Origin of the sequence: Deinococcus aerius (assembly GCF_002897375.1) — a bacterium.
GTDB classification, from domain to species: Bacteria; Deinococcota; Deinococci; order Deinococcales; family Deinococcaceae; genus Deinococcus; species Deinococcus aerius.
On sequence record NZ_BFAG01000002.1, the window covers coordinates 247,627 to 265,440 of the forward strand.

13 protein-coding genes are annotated in these 17,814 nt (G+C 69.9%); 6 read left to right on the forward strand and 7 right to left on the reverse strand.

Going from position 1 to position 17,814, the window contains the following annotated elements; all coding sequences use genetic code 11:
- Positions 1–209: 209 nt before the first annotated feature.
- Entirely contained in the window at positions 210–632 is a 423-nt protein-coding gene (locus tag DAERI_RS04080; protein ID WP_103128147.1) for a four-helix bundle copper-binding protein, read from the reverse strand.
- Between the two features lie 214 nt (positions 633–846).
- Between DAERI_RS04080 and DAERI_RS04085 the strand changes: the two genes are divergently transcribed.
- On the forward strand, positions 847–3,312 hold the full coding sequence (locus DAERI_RS04085; RefSeq protein ID WP_103128148.1) for a copper-translocating P-type ATPase: 2,466 nt from the start codon (positions 847–849) through the stop codon (positions 3,310–3,312).
- Positions 3,313–3,376: 64 nt separating this feature from the next.
- Positions 3,377–3,883 carry a GNAT family N-acetyltransferase gene (locus DAERI_RS04090; RefSeq protein ID WP_235610251.1) on the forward strand — a complete coding sequence of 169 codons (507 nt, stop codon included), beginning with the start codon at positions 3,377–3,379 and terminating at the stop codon, positions 3,881–3,883.
- Positions 3,884–3,970: 87 nt separating this feature from the next.
- Here DAERI_RS04090 and DAERI_RS04095 read toward each other — a convergent pair whose 3' ends face one another.
- The 3 genes from DAERI_RS04095 to DAERI_RS04105 form a co-directional block, all read right to left on the reverse strand.
- A complete protein-coding gene (locus tag DAERI_RS04095) occupies positions 3,971–4,750 on the reverse strand; it encodes a sulfite exporter TauE/SafE family protein (protein WP_103128150.1) in 780 nt (259 codons plus the stop codon).
- A gap of 66 nt (positions 4,751–4,816) precedes the next feature.
- Entirely contained in the window at positions 4,817–5,131 is a 315-nt protein-coding gene (locus tag DAERI_RS04100; RefSeq protein WP_103128151.1) for a metal-sensitive transcriptional regulator, read from the reverse strand.
- Between the two features lies 1 nt (position 5,132).
- The gene (locus tag DAERI_RS04105) at positions 5,133–5,339 is read right to left on the reverse strand and encodes a CopZ family metallochaperone (protein ID WP_103128152.1); all 207 of its coding nucleotides are present in this window, start codon (positions 5,337–5,339) and stop codon (positions 5,133–5,135) included.
- A 152-nt stretch (positions 5,340–5,491) separates the two neighbouring features.
- Here DAERI_RS04105 and DAERI_RS04110 point away from each other — a divergent pair, with 152 nt between their 5' ends.
- Genes DAERI_RS04110 through DAERI_RS04120 form a run of 3 tightly spaced genes read left to right on the forward strand, consistent with a single transcriptional unit; the run spans position 5,492 to position 8,762 of the window.
- On the forward strand, positions 5,492–7,996 hold the full coding sequence (locus tag DAERI_RS04110) for a heavy metal translocating P-type ATPase (RefSeq protein ID WP_103128153.1): 2,505 nt from the start codon (positions 5,492–5,494) through the stop codon (positions 7,994–7,996).
- Positions 7,997–8,014: 18 nt separating this feature from the next.
- Positions 8,015–8,446: a hypothetical protein gene (locus tag DAERI_RS04115; RefSeq protein ID WP_103128154.1), complete on the forward strand. Its 432-nt coding sequence runs from the start codon at positions 8,015–8,017 to the stop codon at positions 8,444–8,446.
- A 25-nt stretch (positions 8,447–8,471) separates the two neighbouring features.
- Positions 8,472–8,762, forward strand: coding sequence for a hypothetical protein (locus tag DAERI_RS04120; RefSeq protein ID WP_129117515.1), 291 nt, complete (start codon positions 8,472–8,474; stop codon positions 8,760–8,762).
- A gap of 116 nt (positions 8,763–8,878) precedes the next feature.
- On the opposite strand, the gene DAERI_RS04125 is transcribed toward DAERI_RS04120, so the two are convergent.
- A complete protein-coding gene (locus DAERI_RS04125; protein ID WP_235610252.1) occupies positions 8,879–9,964 on the reverse strand; it encodes an N-acetylmuramoyl-L-alanine amidase family protein in 1,086 nt (361 codons plus the stop codon).
- A 1,333-nt stretch (positions 9,965–11,297) separates the two neighbouring features.
- Between DAERI_RS04125 and DAERI_RS04130 the strand changes: the two genes are divergently transcribed.
- Positions 11,298–14,888, forward strand: a complete 3,591-nt coding sequence (locus tag DAERI_RS04130) for an NPCBM/NEW2 domain-containing protein (RefSeq protein ID WP_103128156.1) — start codon at positions 11,298–11,300, stop codon at positions 14,886–14,888.
- Positions 14,889–15,047: 159 nt separating this feature from the next.
- Here DAERI_RS04130 and DAERI_RS04135 read toward each other — a convergent pair whose 3' ends face one another.
- Together DAERI_RS04135 and DAERI_RS04140 are read right to left on the reverse strand one after the other, a co-directional pair.
- Complete coding sequence (locus DAERI_RS04135) at positions 15,048–15,698, reverse strand: DUF1345 domain-containing protein (protein ID WP_165794061.1); 651 nt, start codon at positions 15,696–15,698, stop codon at positions 15,048–15,050.
- A 255-nt stretch (positions 15,699–15,953) separates the two neighbouring features.
- Positions 15,954–17,285 (reverse strand): calcium:cation antiporter family protein, encoded by a 1,332-nt coding sequence (locus DAERI_RS04140; RefSeq protein WP_165794062.1) that lies wholly within the window; start codon positions 17,283–17,285, stop codon positions 15,954–15,956.
- Positions 17,286–17,814: the final 529 nt, after the last annotated feature.

Consider the following 17,814-nt stretch of genomic DNA (forward strand, 5'->3'; position numbering starts at 1 on the left):
CGGGAGGGCGTGATTCCCGAGGACACGGCCTGGGTTCAGGGCTTTGCGTGGGCCGGACGGGGTAGGGGGTGGGGGTCAACGGGCCGGAAGTGGCCGGACCCGGAAAGCCGAGGACCGCCGGACCGCACCGGCTCACGCCAGGGCGCTTGTTTCCTCGCGGCTCCTGGCGTCACCCCGGGTGGTCAGGGCCAGGGTCAGGATCAGCCCCTTCAGGCGCTCATGCTCCCCAGGAGTTGCTGGCACGCCTGCTCGCAGCGGCGGCAGGACTCGGCACACACCGCGCAGTGCGGCATGTTCATGTCGCGGGCGTGCATCTCGCACTCCTGCCCGCACGCCTGGCAGGCGGCGAGGCAGGCCTGAAGCTGGGCGCGCAGCACGTTCTGGTCGGGCTGGGTCAGCCGCGAGAGGACGCGCCCAGTGGTGCCGCACACGTCGGCGCAGTCGAGGTTCAGGCGGATGCAGTGGACGAGGTGCATCAGGTGCCCCTGCTCGCCCAAGCAGGCATCGGCGCAGGAGGTACAGACGTTCTCGCACTCGAAGCAGGCGTCGATGCACGCGGCGAGGGCGCCCTGGTCGAAGACGCTGGCGGGGTTGGGGTGCGTCTGGAGCATCCGGGCGGTGTTCTGCGGCATGGTCACTCTCCTGAACTGGGGCGGGGGGCGAGATGACGAGGCGGTGGTTCTTCCGCCGCTTCGCCAGCGTAGGCAGCCCTGTGTTCAGCTTGTGTAAAGCCGAGGCGACCTTCAAGGTGCCCTCAAGGCTCTGCTCGTCCCGGGCTTTTACAGGAACTGAACACGCCGGTTCTACGTTAATCAAGAGACCTTTTCGAGGTCAGAGGGGGAACCGATGACACACCACCACGAGGGACACCACGGACACCGCGTGAGCGTTCTGGAAGTGTCGTTCAGGAACTGCTACGACGCCAGCGAATTTGCCGATTTGGAAGGGAATCTCGCCCGGGTGCCGGGCGTCACCAGCGTCCACCTCGACCGCACCCGCGGCGTCGCTCATCTGGGGTACGACCCGGGAACCGTGACGCCGGAGGAACTGGAGCGGCGGCTACACGCATTTGGGTACGCCTGCGACTGCGAGGACGAGCGCCCCTCCACCGCCCAGCCAGGTCACCCCCAGGTGGGCCACGAACACCACGGCGGGAACCTGATGGCGCAGGGGCAAGCGGGTCACGCCGAACACACGGGCACGCTCCACGACCCACACGCGGGGCACCGGACCCAGACCGCCACGACCCACCCGTCAGATCACGGTGCTCACGCCGACATGGGCCAGGGCGGGCACGCGGGCCACGGCGCTGAGATGGTCAATGACATGCTGCGGCGCTTCGTCGTGTCGCTGCTTCTGACGCTGCCCATCGTGCTGTTCTCCCCCATCGGGGCGAGCCTGGGGTTTCGCCTTGCCCCGCCCTTCGGCCTGGGCATGGCGTGGTTCGGATTGATTCTCGCCACGCCGGTCGTGTGGTGGGGCGGCTGGCCGTTCATCTCGGCGGCCTGGCGTGCCCTGAAGCGCGGCGAGGCGAACATGATGACCCTGATCGCCACCGGCATCCTGGTCTCGTACCTCTACTCGCTCTGGGCCACGATCTTTTTGCGAACCGATGAGGTGTTCTTCGAGGCTGCCGCGATGCTCACCACTTTTTCGCTCGCCGGGCACTGGCTGGAGATGCGCTCCCGCTTCGCCACGGGCAGGGCGGTGGAGGCCCTGCTAAGGTTGGCGCCTTCAACCGCCCGGGTGATGCGGGGCGGCCAGGAGGTCGAGGTGCCGCTGGAGCAGGTGGGGGTCGGGGACGAGATCGTGGTGCGCCCCGGCGACCGGGTGCCGGTGGATGGCGAGGTGGTGAGCGGCCAGTCCTACGTGGACGAGAGCATGATCACCGGCGAGCCGGTGCCCGTCCGCAAAGAAAGCGGGAGCCGGGTGACGGGCGGCACAGTGAACCAGAACGGGGCCTTCCACTTCCGGGCGACAGCGGTGGGAGCGGACACCGCCCTCTCGCGTATCGTGCAGATGGTCCAGAACGCACAGGCGAGCAAGGCCCCGGCGCAGCGCCTCGCCGACCGGGCGGGCAAGTACCTCGTGTTTGTCGCCCTGGGCGCTGGACTGATCGCCTTTCTGGTCTGGTTCTTCCTGGGAGCCGGGGTGGTGTTCGCGCTGACGGCTGCCGTGTCCACGGTGGTGATCGCCTGCCCGGACGCGCTGGCACTCGCCACCCCGACGGCGATCACGGTCGGGGTAGGAAAAGGTGCGCGGGAGGGCGTGCTGTTCAAGAACGCGACCGCGCTGGAGGCGACCGCCGGGGTGGACACGGTGATCTTTGACAAGACGGGGACCCTGACGGAGGGCAAGCCCGCCCTCACCGATCTGGTGCCCCCACCGGGGGGAGACGAAGCAGAGCTGCTGCGCCTGGCCGCCTCTGCCGACCAGCCCTCCCAGCACCCGCTCGCCGAGGCCATCGTGCGGGGGGCACAGGAACGGGGGATCACCCTCAGCCCGGCCCAGGACTTCGACTCCATCCCCGGTCGTGGGGTACAGGCGCGGGTGGAGGGGCGACGGGTCCTGATCGGCAACCGCAGGCTGATGGAGCAGGAGGCCGTATCGCTGGGAAGCAGCGAGGCCGGGGTCGAGCGGCTGGCCGGGGACGGCAAGACGGCGATGTTCGTGGCAGTGGACGGGCAACTCCTGGGCGTGGTCGCTGTGGCGGACCGGATCAGACCGTCGGCGAAGGTGGCGGTGACGGAGTTACACCACCTGGGAGTCCAAACCGTGATGCTCACCGGAGATAACCGCCGCACGGCGGAGGCCGTGGCCCGGCAGCTCGGCATGGACACCGTGATCGCCGACGTGCTGCCCGAGCAGAAGGCCGCGAAGGTCCAGGAGTTGCAGGGCCAAGGGCGGAAAGTGGCGATGGTGGGGGACGGGGTGAATGACGCCCCAGCACTCGCACAAGCCGAAGTCGGCGTGGCGATTGGGGCAGGCACCGACGTGGCGGTAGAAACCGCCGACGTGGTGCTGGTCAAGAGTGACCCGGCAAGTGTGCCCACGGGGATCGCGCTGGCCCGGCAGGTGCAGGGCAAGATCAAGCAGAACCTGTTCTGGGCCGCTATCTACAATTTGCTCGCCATCCCCTTCGCGGCGGGTGTGCTGTACCCCGCGTATGGCGTCCTGCTGCGCCCGGAGTGGGCCGCCCTGCTGATGAGCGCCAGCACGGTCATCGTGACGGTGAATGCCCTGCTGCTCAACCGGCTGCGCTTTGGGCGGGGGGAACCCACCGCGGCACCCGGGCCCCTTCCGGCGGCCTGAGGGCGGGAAGACGAGCGGGGCCGGGCCAGGCTCGACCCCACCTCCAAGGCACCTACACTGCCGGGTGTCTTCCTTTCACCTTCGTCCCGCCACACCCCAGGACGCGGCGACCGTCGCCGCACACCGCTCCCCGGAACGGGCAGGAGGACAGCCCCCACACACGACCTCCGCGGCCTGGGTCGAGGACGCCCTCACCCGCGGCGTGGACCTCGGATGGCTGGCGGAGCACGACGGAAAGGTCATCGGGGGCGCCGGCCTCATCCTCCTGGAGTGGGGGCCGACCCGGGACGACCCCAGCCCGTTGCGGGCGCGGGTGAGGGGCGTCTTCACGGTGCCCGAGTGGCGCAGGCGGGGGGTGGCCCGCGCCCTGCTGGACCACGCCCTGGACACGGCGAAGGCGCGCGGGCTTCACACCCTCAGCCTGGGCACGACCGATCAGGCCCGCACGCTCTCTCAGGCCCTCGGCTTTCAGGCGTCCCCCCCCCGAGATGGGGCGCCGGACCCAGCCCTGAGGAAGGGCCACGGTGCGCGGGGTCACGCCACGTCGGTGCCACCGAAAGCAGCAGGATGACCCCGGCCGGGGCTCCGGGCCTGTCTCGGTGCCGCAGGACCCGGGGGCGGGTCCCACGGCCGCGCCACGTCCGGTCTCGCCCCCGGCTCACCCGCCCGGCAGGAAACGGGACCACGGCACCTCGAACACAAGGGTCTTGACCGCCAGCAGCAACACCACCCCCACGAACAGGCGGCGCAACCCCACTTCGCTCAGCCTCAAGGTCCAGCGTGCCCCGAGTCCGGCTCCCACCGCCATGACGGCCCCCAGCAGCACCCCGAGCGGCCAGTCGATCACCCCACGCCACGCGAAAATCAGGGTGGCGACCAGCGACGACGCGACGTTGACGACCTTGGTGGTCGCCACCGCCCGCAGGAAGGGCATCCGGAAGGTCGCCACCCAGGCCGCCGTCAGCAACGTCACGTACCCCCCGCTGAAGAAGCCGCCGTACACGGCGAGGAGCAGGGTCAGGGTGTAGCCCAGCAGGGGGCCGGTGCGGCTGGGGGTGGGAACGGTGGACGGGGGGACCGGCGTGGGCCGCAGGACGACCCCAGCGACGGCGAGCAGGGCGCAGGCGATGATCAGCGGCAACACGTCGGCGGGCACCGCAAACACCAGCAGTGCGCCGACGACCGAGCCGACCAGCGTCAGGACCACCAGGGCGGGGAGGCGTGGGCGGTCCAGGGCGTCTCCCCGCAGGAAGGGGAGGGTGGCGCCGACGCTGAGGGCGGTGAGGGCCAGCATGTTGGTGCCCAGGGCCGTGGTGATGGGCACGCCGAACGCCAGCAGGGCGGGCACGGTGATCAGGGAGGTGGCGCCGGTGACGACGCTGATCACGCTGGTGAGGAAGAAGATCAGGGACAGCGCGAGCAGGTCGAGCGGTGTCACGTCCCCTCATCGTACCCAAGGGAAAGCGGACGGCGTGTCTGCCGTCCGCAGGGCGAAGCTGGGGGCTCAGGTGTACTTGAGGGCTTCCATCAGCTCCTCGACGATCTCCACGCTGTCGCCCCGGGTCGAGGCGGTGGCAACGTGCGCTTCGAGATGCCCGCGCAACACGACCTCGCCCGCGCCCGAGAGCGCCCCCTGCACGGCCTTGATCTGCCGCAGCACGTCCACGCAGTAGGCGTCCTCCTGCTCCAGCATGGTCACGATGCTGTCCAGGTGGCCGCGGGCGATTTTCAGCCGCCGGGCGGCGCGCTTGCGGGCGTCCTCGGGCATGCACAGGTGATGCCCGGTGTGGGTGGCAGGCTCGGTCTTGGCTTGGGTCATGTCAACCGCGCACCTGGGCGCCGTAGCCCTCCTCGGTCACGGCGGCGATCAGCGCTTGGGGGTCGGCTTCCCCCTGTACCGTGGCGGTGCCACCTGGCAGGTCCACCCGCACGTCCTGCACGCCGGGCACGCTCCTCAGGGCACTTGTCACGGCCTTCTCGCAATGGCCGCAGCTCATCCCGGTCACCGTCAGTTCCGTCTTCGTCATGCCCCAAGCTTACACCCTCCCCAGGGGGTAAGACAAGAGTTGGGGGGGAGGAATGGGCCTATTTCTTTCCCTACCGCCTTTCAAGGCTTGCCCTTCTCCAGCTTCTGGCGTATCCTCACCGTATATCCCCCCAGGGGGGATTGGAGGCAAGCATGAGCAAGACCATCGAACTGGGCGTGCAGGGGATGACCTGCGCCAGTTGCGTGGGCCGGGTGGAGCGGGGCCTGAACAAGGTCGAGGGGGTCGAGCAGGCCTCGGTGAACCTGGCGACCGAGCGCGCCACCGTCACCTACGATCCCGAGCAGACCGGGCCGCAGGCCTTGATCGCCAAGGTCAAGGATGTGGGCTACGAGCCGGTGGTGGGTGAGATCGAACTCGGGGTGCAGGGCATGACCTGCGCGAGCTGTGTTAGTCGTGTGGAACGGGCCCTGAGGAAGGTGGACGGGGTGCTGGATGCCAGCGTCAACCTCGCCACCGAGCGGGCTCACGTCCGCTACCTGCCGTCGAGCGTCAGCCCCGGGCAACTCAAGGCGGCCGTGGTGGGGGCCGGGTACACCGTGCTGGAGGGCCAGACGGGCGTGGACCGCAGCGACCAGGAGCGGGAGGCCCGCGAGCAGGAGGTGCGGGGGCTGCGCCGCGCCGTGACCTTCAGCGCCCTGTTCGCCGTTCCCCTGCTCATCCTGGCGATGCTGCCGATGCTTTGGGCGCCCTTCGAGATGTGGCTGCACGAGCGGATACCGATGGCGGCCCTGAACTGGATCATGCTGCTGCTGGCCGCGCCCGTGCAGTTCGGCCCCGGGCTGCGCTTCTACCGCCTGGGCTGGACGAGCCTGCGGCACCGCTCGCCCGATATGAATTCGCTCGTGATGATCGGCACCAGCGCGGCCTTCTTCTACTCGCTGGTCGCCACGGTGGCCCCGCAGGTGTTCCCCGAGGGCACCGCGCACGTGTACTACGAGGCCTCGGCCGTCGTCATCACCCTGATCCTGCTCGGCAAGTATTTCGAGGCCATCGCCAAGGGGAGAAGCAGCGAGGCGATGAAAAAGCTGCTGAGCTTGCAGGCGAAGACGGCGCGTGCCGTCCGTGCCGGGCAGGAACTCGAACTGCCCGTGGACGAGGTGCTGATCGGGGACCTGATCTCGGTGCGCCCCGGCGAGAAGGTGCCCGTGGACGGTGAGGTCGTCTCCGGCAACTCCTTCGTGGATGAGTCGATGATCACGGGCGAGCCCATCCCCGTCAGCAAGCAGGGGGGCGCGGCGGTCGTGGGCGGGACCCTCAACCAGAACGGGGCGTTCCAGTTCCGGGCCACCCGCGTCGGCGCGGACACAGCGCTGGCGCAGATCATCAAGCTCGTCGAGAGTGCTCAGGGTAGCAAGCCTCCCATTCAGGGCCTCGCGGACCGGGTGGTTTCCGTCTTCGTGCCCATCGTGCTCGGCATCGCCGCCTTGACCTTCCTGATCTGGCTGTTCGTGGGCGGGCAGCAGGCCCTCAGCTTCGCCCTGGTCAATACCGTGGCCGTGCTGATCATCGCCTGCCCCTGCGCGATGGGTCTGGCGACCCCGACGAGCATCATGGTCGGCACCGGCAAGGCCGCCGAACTCGGGGTCCTCTTCCGCAACGGCGCGGCGCTCGAAGGCTTGCAGGGCGTGAACGTCGTCGCCGTGGACAAGACCGGCACCCTGACCAAGGGGCGGCCCGAACTCACGGACCTGGTGACCGCGCCCGGCTTCGACCGCGCCGAGGTCCTGGGCCTGGTGGCCGCGGCTGAGGAACAGAGTGAGCACCCCATCGCCCGCGCCATCGTGGACGCGGCGAGGAAAGAAGGCGTCCCCGTCTTCCTGCCCGAGAGCTTCGAGGCCGTCCCCGGGTACGGGCTGGAAGCGCGGGTACAGGGTCCTCTGGTCCAGGTCGGGGCCGACCGCTACATGGAACGGCTCGGCCTGAACGTCACCCCGTTCGGCGCACAGGCCTCACGGCTCGGGGACGAGGGCAAGAGCCCGCTGTACGCCGCCATCGACGGCCAGCTCGCGGCGGTGATCGCGGTCGCCGACCCCATCAAGGAGGGCAGCCCGGAGGCGGTGCGCGCCCTGCACCGGCAGGGGCTCAAGGTTGCCATGATCACCGGCGACAACGCCCGCACCGCGAACGCCATCGCCCGCCAACTCGGCATCGACGAGGTACTGGCGGAAGTTCTGCCGGGCGGCAAGAGCGACGCCGTCAAGGAACTGCAAGGGAAGGGCCAGAAGGTGGCCTTCGTCGGGGACGGCATCAACGACGCGCCCGCCCTCGCTCAGGCAGACGTCGGCCTCGCCATCGGCACCGGAACCGACGTAGCCGTCGAGACCGCCGACGTGATCCTGATGAGCGGCGACCTGCGGGGCGTGCCGAATGCCTACGCCCTCAGCCGCGCCACCCTGCGGAACATCCGGCTCAACCTGTTCTGGGCCTTCGCGTACAACGTCGTCTTGATTCCCGTGGCGGCGGGTGTGCTGTACCCCGCCTTCGGGTGGCTGCTCAGCCCGGTGCTCGCCGCGGCGGCGATGGGGTTCTCCAGCGTCTTCGTCCTGACCAATGCCCTGCGGCTGCGCGGCTTCCGTCCGCCCGTCCGTCCTGATCCCGTCCCCGTGGCCGCGCCCGCCCGCGTGGCCCGCGCCTGACCTTCCCGAGGAGTGCCCATGTCCAAGCTCACCGTCGGTCCCTGGATTGCCGCCCAGAAACTCCCCAGCCGTGACGCCGCCCGCGACCGTCTCGCCTTCCTGGAGCGGACGCGGGTCCGCCGGGAGACCCCCAGCGTGGCGGGGTTCCCGCTCGTCGGGCTGGGGGGCAGTTGCGGCAAGCCCTGCTTCGCCCTGCCCTACGTCCTGACCTGGACCGAGGAGAACACCCGGCGCTTGGAGGAGCTGGCCGCCGAGTTCGGGTGCTACGTCGAGTATGGTGCGTACCCGCACCTGAAGCTGCACGAGAACGACCAGGAGGTGGGGGCGGTGCAGGACTGGACGACCTTCGGCACCGTGTACCTGCGGCCAGGGTACGAGCGGGCGGAGGAGCTGTTGGTGCGGCTGGCGGGGCTCTTGCAGCCCGACAAACCACGGCAAAATCACCTATAACCTTGGGCAGTGGCACGGCCTCAGTGTGAAGAAGGGAGCCCTCAGCCGCGTGGCCGAGAGCCTACCGTTCGTTCTCACGCCGCTACTGGTGTCACCCCTGCATCCCGAACGGGGGTCGGTCGTCGCGCCATTCCTGGTGTTGGGCCTGCCACTTCTGCTGGTGTGCCTGGCGTGGTTCTGCACGATGGCGGCGCTGGCGGATGCGGTGTCCGGCGTGTTCAGGCGCCACCCGTCCTTCGTGCGGTGGCAGCGGCGGGTGATGGGTGGCGTGTACGTGGCGCTGGGCGTGCGGTTGGCCTTCGTGCAGCGCGAATGAGGGCCCCACGTGATGCTGGAATGTGAGCTAAGTTCCTAGCGTACCAGCATTCTGGAATCTTGTCCTGACCCCCAGACCAGGCCCCGGGTGCACCAGCTCCGGGACACCCGCGCGCCCTACCTCCCGCCGCCGCTCGCCGTGACGCCCGTCACCACCGCCTCCCGGATGCCCTGGGCGATGCCGAGCGCCACCCGGTCGAGGTAGGTGGGATTCTGGAGGTTGAGGCCGTCGACCGGGTGACTGGTGTACCCGATCTCGATCAGTGCGGCGGGAATGCGGCTGCCCCGCAGCACCGCCAGCGAGCGATTGTTTTTCAGGCCTTGCGAGAACGCGCCGGTGACCGTGATGACGTTCTTCTGGATCAGGGCCGCGAAGCTGCTGGAGAGCGGGTGGTTGGGATTCCACCAGGTCTCCACCCCGTAGCCCCTCAGCGCGTTCGCGGGCGGCATGGCGTTCACGTGGATGCTCAGGTAGAGCTGGGTGCCGGGCGTGCCCAGCCCCGCCCGCTGGTTCAAGTCCGTGGCCTTGTCCGGCGCCAGTTCCCGGTCGGTCTCGCGGGTCATCACCACCTCCACCCCGGCGACGCGCAGCAGGTCGCGCACCCGCAGGGCCACGTCCAGCGCCACCTGCTTCTCGACGACCGCGCCGACGCCCCCGGAGTCACGGCCGCCGTGCCCGGGGTCGAGGACCACCCGCGGTTTGACCCGGGCCACGCTGGGGGCCAGGAGCGCCGTGCCGCGCAGGGCCGACATCGGCGGCACGGCGGCCACCACCCGCTCGCGGGGCATGAGCGGCGTGAGGTCTGCCAGCGCGGGGGAGAGGTCGATGGCGAGGCGGGAGCGGTCGCTGCCCGCCAGCGGCGGCACGAGTTGCGCGCGCCACCCGCTGCGCCCGGTCAGGGGCGTGCCGGTGAGCAGCGTCACCAGGGCCCCGTCCGGCGTGGGCTCGACGCGCCAGGCCCGCACCTCAGGCGTCACCTGCTGCGCGGAGAGGGCCGGCGCGCTCACGCCGCTCAGCTCCACCCGCAGGCCCACCCCGCCGGGCACCAGGCGGTAGCGGGTGCCCGGCGGCAGGTCCAGCACCACCCGGGTCAGCCCAGGGTTCCGGCCCAGCCGGGGCGGCGTGAGCGCGGCCCCGGGCTGAAGCGCCCCCTGGGCCTGCCCGCTCAGGGCGCTGGGCTGCCCCAGCTCCTGGCCCGGCAACGCGGGGGGCGGGGGGCGGTGCCGGCGCGGCCACCCCGGAGGTGGCGGCCAGAGCGTCACTGGGGGTCAGGCCCTCGGGAACGGCGGGGCGGGCGGCCACCGGTGCAGGCGGACGCGGGGGCGCGGCGGCCGTCGCCAGGCCGTTCGGGGAAGAGGCGGTCAGGCTGCCTGCCCCCGTCCGGGGTGCGGACAGCACGGGGCCCGGGCGGGCGAGTGCCCGGAGCGAATCGCCCGGGCCCCCCACCAGGGTCGGCCCGAAATCCAGGATCAGGACGCGTGCGCCGCTCGCCAGCGTCGCCTCGTTGCCCCGCCACCCGTCCGAGGAGGAGAGTGGGAACGGCGTGGCGAGCAGCACCTGATGTCCGGCGGCCCGGTATCCCGTCACGCTGGGGCCCAGGCCCGCCCGCGTCTGGGACACCACCCGGGCGCCGAACACGTCGAGGCGCAACCCCCCGGAGGTGGGGGTGAGCCGGTACGTGATGCCCGCGGCCAGGTCGAACACCACCCGCGTCGTGCCGCGGTCACTGCTGGAGCGTGGGTTGCCGAAGGCCACCCCGGCGGCCGCAGATGTCCCTGGCCCGGTGGAACCGGGGGCGCCTCCGGCAATACCCGGCGTGCTGACGCCCGGAGCAGATGGGCTGGCCTGGACAGGGCCTGTCTGGGCCGCGGCCCACGAGCTGAGCAGGCCGCAGGAGAGGGTGACGGCCCGGAGCACCCGGAGTGGGGAGGTCAGCGCGGAACCCCTGGAAGGCACCTCCGGACTCTTCAGGCGCCGCCTGTCTTCTGCAGGTCGCGGGGCCGGGCGGGAAGACGTGCCGGGAGCCGTGCCGGTTGAAATGGGCGTTCCTGAGTGGATTCCTGCTGGCTGGCGTCTCCATACCCGAAGCGGCCCAGCGGTCCGTAAGAGGGCCACCGGGCACAAGGGCGACGAGACCCTCCGTGCCCAGGCCACGCAGCCAGGACGCCCACCGGAGGGCAGGTCAGGGCCAGGCGCCCTCCCCTCCAGGTCGCCGAAAGGCTGGTCCAGGCAACCGGCCGAACTGTACAGGGACGGAACACGAGCAGGCGTCATGAATCGCCAGCAGGTTACACCACATCTGTACAGACTTACAGTTAAATTGTCGTTACAGATCATTCCCGCGTCCTGGCCGCGGTCACCGCGCTCCCCGTCCTGCGGTGCCCGTTCCCGCCTGCCCGCACTGACAGCCAGGCTCCGGGTTCAGTAGCGAAGTGTTAGCGCGGGGTGAGGTACCGTGCGGCCCACCCAGCCCAGGCCCCGCCTTCCCGTTCACCTCCGGGGACGGCGGAACCGGCTGCTCCGAAAGGATGCCCCATGCCCCAACGTTCACCGCGCTCCACCCTCTCCCTGCGTTTTGGTCTGACCCTCGCGCTGACCCTGAGTCTCGCCGCCTGCTCCTCGTCGCCGGGGAGCGGGACGCCAGACGCGAACGACCCCGTCGCGGCCTACCCCTATGAGCCGGGCACGGACTACTCGTGGACCAGCACGGTGCCGAGCACGAACCCGTACCCCGGCGACCAGGGCTACCCCTGGCGCGGCCTGGCCGTGAGCGCGGCCGGGCAGCCCACCGACCTCGACCTGACGAGCGGGAACTGGGACTCGGCCTCCAACGGCTACGGCCCGGTCGAGGTGGACAAGAGCAACAACACCAACAAGGGCGGGGACGGTCAGACCCTGACCATCGGCGGCGTGACCTACGCCAGGGGCCTAGGCGCCCACGCCAACTCCGACATCCGCTACACCCTTCCCGGCCAATGCACCACCTTCACCGCCAGCATCGGCGTGGACGACGAGGTGGGCAACCGGGGCAGCGTGGTGTTCGAGGTCTGGAACGGCACCACCGCCAAGCTCTACGACAGCGGCGTCATGCGCGGGACCGACGCGGCCAAGGCCATTTCGGTGCCCCTGAACGGGGTCCAGCAGCTTCGGCTGGTCGTGCGCGACGCGGGTGACGGGATGAACTACGACCACGCCGACTGGGCCGCCACCCGGCTGCTCGGCTGCTCGGTGCCCGCGACCTCGGGCGACAAGTTCCTGAGTGACCTCACGCCGGTCAGCACCCCGGTCAACGGCTACGGTCCCTACGAGAAGGACCGCAGCAACGGCCAGAATGCGGCCGGGGACGGCAAGACCCTCAGCATCGGCGGCACCACCTATCCCAAGGGGCTGGGCGTGCACGCCGCCTCCACGCTCACCTACGACCTGAGCGGCACCTGCTCGACCTTCACCGCCGAGGTGGGCGTGGACGACGAGGTGGGGGACCGCGGCAGCGTGGTGTTCCAGGTGCTCACCGACGGCACCAAGGTCTATGACAGCGGGATCATGACCGGACGCGACCCGGCCCGTTCGGTGAGTGTGGACGTCGCGGGCAAGCAGCGCCTGACGCTGGCCGTGACGGACGCGGGCGACGGCATCAACTACGACCACGCCGACTGGGCGAGCGCCAAGGTGAGCTGCTCGGTGACCCAGCCCACGGTCAGCAGCGTGACGGTCAACCCCGGCAGCGCGGTGCTGTCGGTGGGGGGAACCCGGCAGTTCACGGCCGACGTGCAGGGCAGCGGGGCGTACGGCTCGGACGTCACCTGGACGAGCAGCAACCCGGCGGTCGCCACCGTCAGCGCCAGCGGGCTGGTCACCGCTGCCGCTCAGGGGACGGTGACGATCACCGCCACCTCGAAGTTCGACCCGAGCAAGTCGGGCAGCGCTCAGGTCACGGTCAACCCCGCCTCCACCCTCCCCGCGGGCGGCATCCTGATCAACTTCCAGCCAGCGGGCTCGGGCACGCCCGCTGGGTACACCAAGGACACGGGCGCGGCCTTCGACGCGGCGCGCGGCTTCGGCTGGATCCGGGAGGACAGCGTGGGCACGGGGACCAGCGTGCCCCTGGACATCACGCCGAACACCCGGGACCGCGCGCTCGCCGGGGTGGACGGGCGCCTCAACACCTTTGCCCATATGCAGTTCCCCGCCAACGTGAGTAGCTCGACCGCCGTGCGCACGCCCGCCGCGTGGGAATACGCCCTGCCCAACGGGGTGTACAGCGTGACGGTCGCCGTGGGGGACGCCAGCAACAGCCTGGATAGCCAGCACCAGATCAACGTCGAGGGGCAGCTCGCCATCTCCCGCTACAACCCGGTCGCGTCCAAGAAGTTCATCACCTCGACGGTGCGCGTGGGCGTCACCGACGGCCGCCTGACGGTGGACGCGCGCGGCGGCACGAACACCAAGATCGACTACGTGACCATCCAGCCCGGCGACCAGCCCAGCGTGCGCGTCACCAACCCGCAGGACGCCGAGACCCTCGTGCCGACCACCGCGTCCATCACGGCCGACGTGAACCTGCCCAACAGCGGCGTGGACGTGAACACCCTGACCGCCTCGACGGTGCGGCTGATCGACGCGGGCACGAACGTCGCGGTGCCCGCCACGCTCAACACCTCGGGCGGCGGGGACGTGATCGTGCTCAAGCCCAACACGCCCCTGAATGCCAACACCCGGTACATCTTCGAGGTCACCGCCGGGGTCAAGGACACGAGCGGGGTGCCTTTCCTGCCGCTGCGGTCCACCTTCGTGACGGGGTCGAGCACCGGGTCCAGCAGCAACGTCGCCTTCGAGCAGGTCGCGCTGCCCACGGTCCCGGCGATGCCGTACACGGCGGTCGAGATGGGACCGGACGGCAAGCTGTACGCCGGGACGCTCACCGGCGAGATCCTGCGCTTCGGGATCCTGTCCGACGGCACGCTCACCCAGCCGCAGACCATCACCTCGGTGCAGACGGCCAACGGCGGGCCGCGCACCATCATCGGCCTGAAGTTCGACCCCACCTCCACGCCCGACAACCTGACCCTGTGGATCAGCAACAACTACTTCTGGGACGGCAGTTCCAACGCGCCCGACTGGAGCGGCAAGATCACCCGCCTGAGCGGCCCCAATCTGGAGAACGTGCAGGACTACGTGGTCGGGCTGCCGCGCTCGATCCGTGACCACGAGACGAACTCCATCACCTTCCGGCCCGGCGACCCGAACGCCCTGTACGTCCTGCAAGCCAGCAATACGGCGATGGGCGCCCCCGACGCCGCCTGGGGCAACCGGCCCGAGCGGGTGCTGAACGCCGCGCTGCTGCGGGTGGACCTCTCCAAGATCACCAACCCGCCGCTGGACGTGAAGACGGCGGAGGGCGGCCTGTACAACCCCTACGCGGCGGGCGCGCCTGTGACCATCTACGCCTCGGGGATGCGCAACGCCTACGACATGGTGTGGCACACCAACGGGCAGCTCTACGTCCCCACCAACGGCTCGGCGGCGGGCGGGAACACGCCCGGGACCCCAGCGACGCTGCCTGCCGCCTGCCAGACCCGCGAGGGCGGCCCCTACACCGGCCCGGCGGTCCCGGCGCTCAGCGGGGTCAGCGGGCAGCATGATTACCTCTTCCGGGTGGTGCCGGGCGGCTACTACGGCCACCCCAATCCCCAGCGCTGCGAGTGGGTGCTCAACGGCGGCAACCCCACGGCGGGGGTGGACACCGCCGAGGTCGTGGCCTCCACCTCGGGGGCAGGGTACGCGGTGGGGGTGCAGCCCGACCGCAACTACCGGGGCTTCTCCTACGACTTCGGCGAGCACGCCTCCGCCAACGGCGTGATCGAGGAGTACACCACCGCCCAGAACTCCACCCTGAAGAACAAGTTGCTCGTCGTGCGTTACAGCGCGGGCAAGGACATCATCGTGCTGACCCCCGGCGGGCCGAACCAGGACATCGTCAGCGCCGACACGCTGATCACGGGCCTCACCAACTTCAACCCCAGCCCGCTGGACCTCACCGAGAACCGCTCGACCGGCCACCTGTACGTCGCGCAGCTCGACGAGCGCACCGGCAGCGGCAAGATCACCCTGGTGCGACCCAAATAAAGCGCTGGAGCCGAGCGGCGCGCCCCCAGGTTGACTGGGGCGCGCCGCTCAGCGGTTGGACTCCTGCTCGGCCAGCAACCCCTCCGTGTGCCACGTTGCTCCGCCTGGGTGGGAGTGTCCCGGCCGCTTCTTCCCGTCAAACCAGGCTGCCCAGTACGTTCAGGGTGAGGGCCAGGATGGGGCCACGTTGAACCAGAAGGCGGTCAGGCCGTGCCACAACGCGACCCGCCGGATGACCGGACTGGAGACGGCCACATCCGAGACCTGAAACGTCATGCCGAGGACGAAAGCGAAGTACGCGAAATCGAGCGCGGCGGGTGACGTGTCGCCCGGGAACTCCAGACCACCGTCCGGCCCGGCCTCCTGATCCCCACCGCTGGAGGACAGGTGCGCGTACCGCAGGGCGTAGGTGGTGTGCGTGAGGAACCAGCCGCCGACCACTGCCACGACCGCGAACGTGATCGGAACCCCGGGCGCTACGGGAGACAGGCGCTGGGCACCGTCGATCACCCAGGCGGCCGCGATCAGGCTCACGACGCTGGAGACAAGGACACTGGCGCCCACAGCCGCCCGGCCAGGATCCTCGGCGGCCGCCGCGTACCGTGTGCGTTCGGGGGGTGAGCGCAGGATGAAGTGCCAGGTCAACGCGAGCAAGGTGAGGGCGCCCACGTCCCAGCCCAACATGGCCCGGATCACCCCTGCCGGGGAAACGGGCAGCACCAACGCCGCCACCATTCCGGCACTCCCCGCGATCACGAGCCGCGGCCAGGACTTCGGCCACGGACTCTGTGGCGTGGGGGAGGAAGGCAAGCGGTTCATGATCACGGCCACTCGGGGGTGGGGTCAACCTCGGGGCACGATGCCCTGCTATCTCGGCGCTTCCCGTGGAAGGGGGCTGCTGGTTGCCGGAGGAGGGGTGGAGGCGGCGGGCCCTCCGTGGGGTACCCGGTCCCGCTGGTCTTCTCGCCTGTCCCAGACGCTCACGGCGGTCAGGAGCAGCAGGGCCAGCACGAGGCCAAGGGCCGCCTGGGCATCACGGGGGTCCACACGGTTCCGCACGGGGGCCTACCTTCCAGGGCGCCCGGCCCTGAGCAACTCGGCCAGGTGCAGGTGCCTGCGGTTCAGCAGCAGGAACACCGCGGTGAGCGCCAGGTAGAGCCAGCCCAACGCGACATGCACCCCCTCGACCGGGATGAAAAACTGGACCAGAAACAGTCCCGCGAGCGTCAGCGCGCCCCGGAGGGTGAACCGGAAGGTGAGGAGCAGCGAGATCCCGAACAGGGACTGCGCGGCCGTCAGGAACACCTCGTCCACCGACTGGGCCGTCAGGGGCAGCGGCGCGACGTGCCCCTGCCCGACGCTGTACGCCAGGGGGATCGCGGCGATCAGCAGCGTCCACTGGTTGAGCTTCGAGGAGATCAGGTTGCTCAACCCCTTGCCCGCGAACACGATCAGGCCCGCCCAGATGAACGCCGTGAGGCTCTCGGGAAACTCCGAGAGGAAGGGAGCCACCCACTGGATCAGGATGAACTGCGAGACGCCCACCTGCCGGGCGACCTGGAGCACCGCGTCGATAAAGGGTTCCGCCCCGAAGAACAGCACGTACGCTCCGGCCAGCAGGAACAGGCTGATAACCAGGGTGCGCGTCCCGGGCGGGAGACGCTTGACGCGGGCGGCGACGCCGATGTCCCGGCCCTCGTCCTCCTCGTCGGCGTCCTCCGCGGGTTCGCTGTTCTCCTCCAGTTCCGCACTGAGTTCCGTCTCCGTGAGCACGCGGGCCGGTGCCTGGTGCCGCCGCTTGGACTGGCGGAACGCGGTGAGGATGTAGGCGACGTAGAGCGCGACGAGGACCACGGAGTCGAGCAGGCTGAACGACCGCTTCAGCACCAGCACGAAGGCGTACAGGGAGGCGAGCAGCAGGAACAGCAGTTCGGGCGCGTTCCGCGCGTCGAGTTCAATTTCCGTGAAGCGCTGGCCCTGGCGCCGGGCGCTCAGGAACGCCACGACCATGATCAGGGGCCAGCCCAGGCCGAGCAGCAGCCGGTTGGCACCCGTCATGCTGGCTGCGGCCAGTTCGGTCTGCCCGCGGTAGGCCAGCAGGACCTCAAAGGCGTACTCGGGGGCGACCTCGATCAGGGCGAGCAGGGCGAGCGCCACGGACTGCGGCACCACGGTTTCCAGACCCTCCGTCGCCCACGAGAGAAAAAAGGCCGCGGCGATGATCGCCACCCCCAGCACCAGCGAGGTGAGCAGCGGGTGCCCCTGCGCCAGGCCGCCGAAGCGGACGAGGGAAAAGGGCACCAGGGTCGAAGCTGCGGCCCCAAGGGTGATCCAGTCGCCCCGGGTGAACCCGAGGTGCAGGCCAGGGGCGGGAGGAGCGATCGGTGGACGCGGCAAGGTCGGGTTCTCCTGACGGGAGTGGAGGTTCAGGGCGGCACCTGACGTTCAGTGTCCAGGCCTTATGGAAATCTGTACAGACGTACATTCTTTAACAATGGGTGGGCGGCGCGTTCGGCTTCAGAGGAACGTGCGTCTGCGGGCAGCCGGGCCAGGAACGGGCCTGAGCGAGGTCGGTGTCGTCGAACGGTTGAAAGTCCATGGCGGCGTCTCCCCCCTCCCCCATTTCGTCAAAGACCTGGGGGGAGATCGGGGTTATGACCACGCGTGTCCTTGGCCGTGGAAGACGAAGAGCCTCAACCGCTGGCGCGGCCTCGAAAGTCAGCTTCCAGGTCTCTAGAAGCTGGTCGAGGACGAGAAGGACTGTGTGGAGGGGATGACCCTCTCCCCCTGCGCCAAGCGTGCCTTCGAGTCCACCGGTGATGTGATTCTCGACGCGTACGTGGTGCCGTGCCTGGCGCGTGTCGCCACGCCCCCCAACGGGTGAGGCTGCTCAACCTCGCCCGGTGGCGAAGGGAGCGTGGGAACA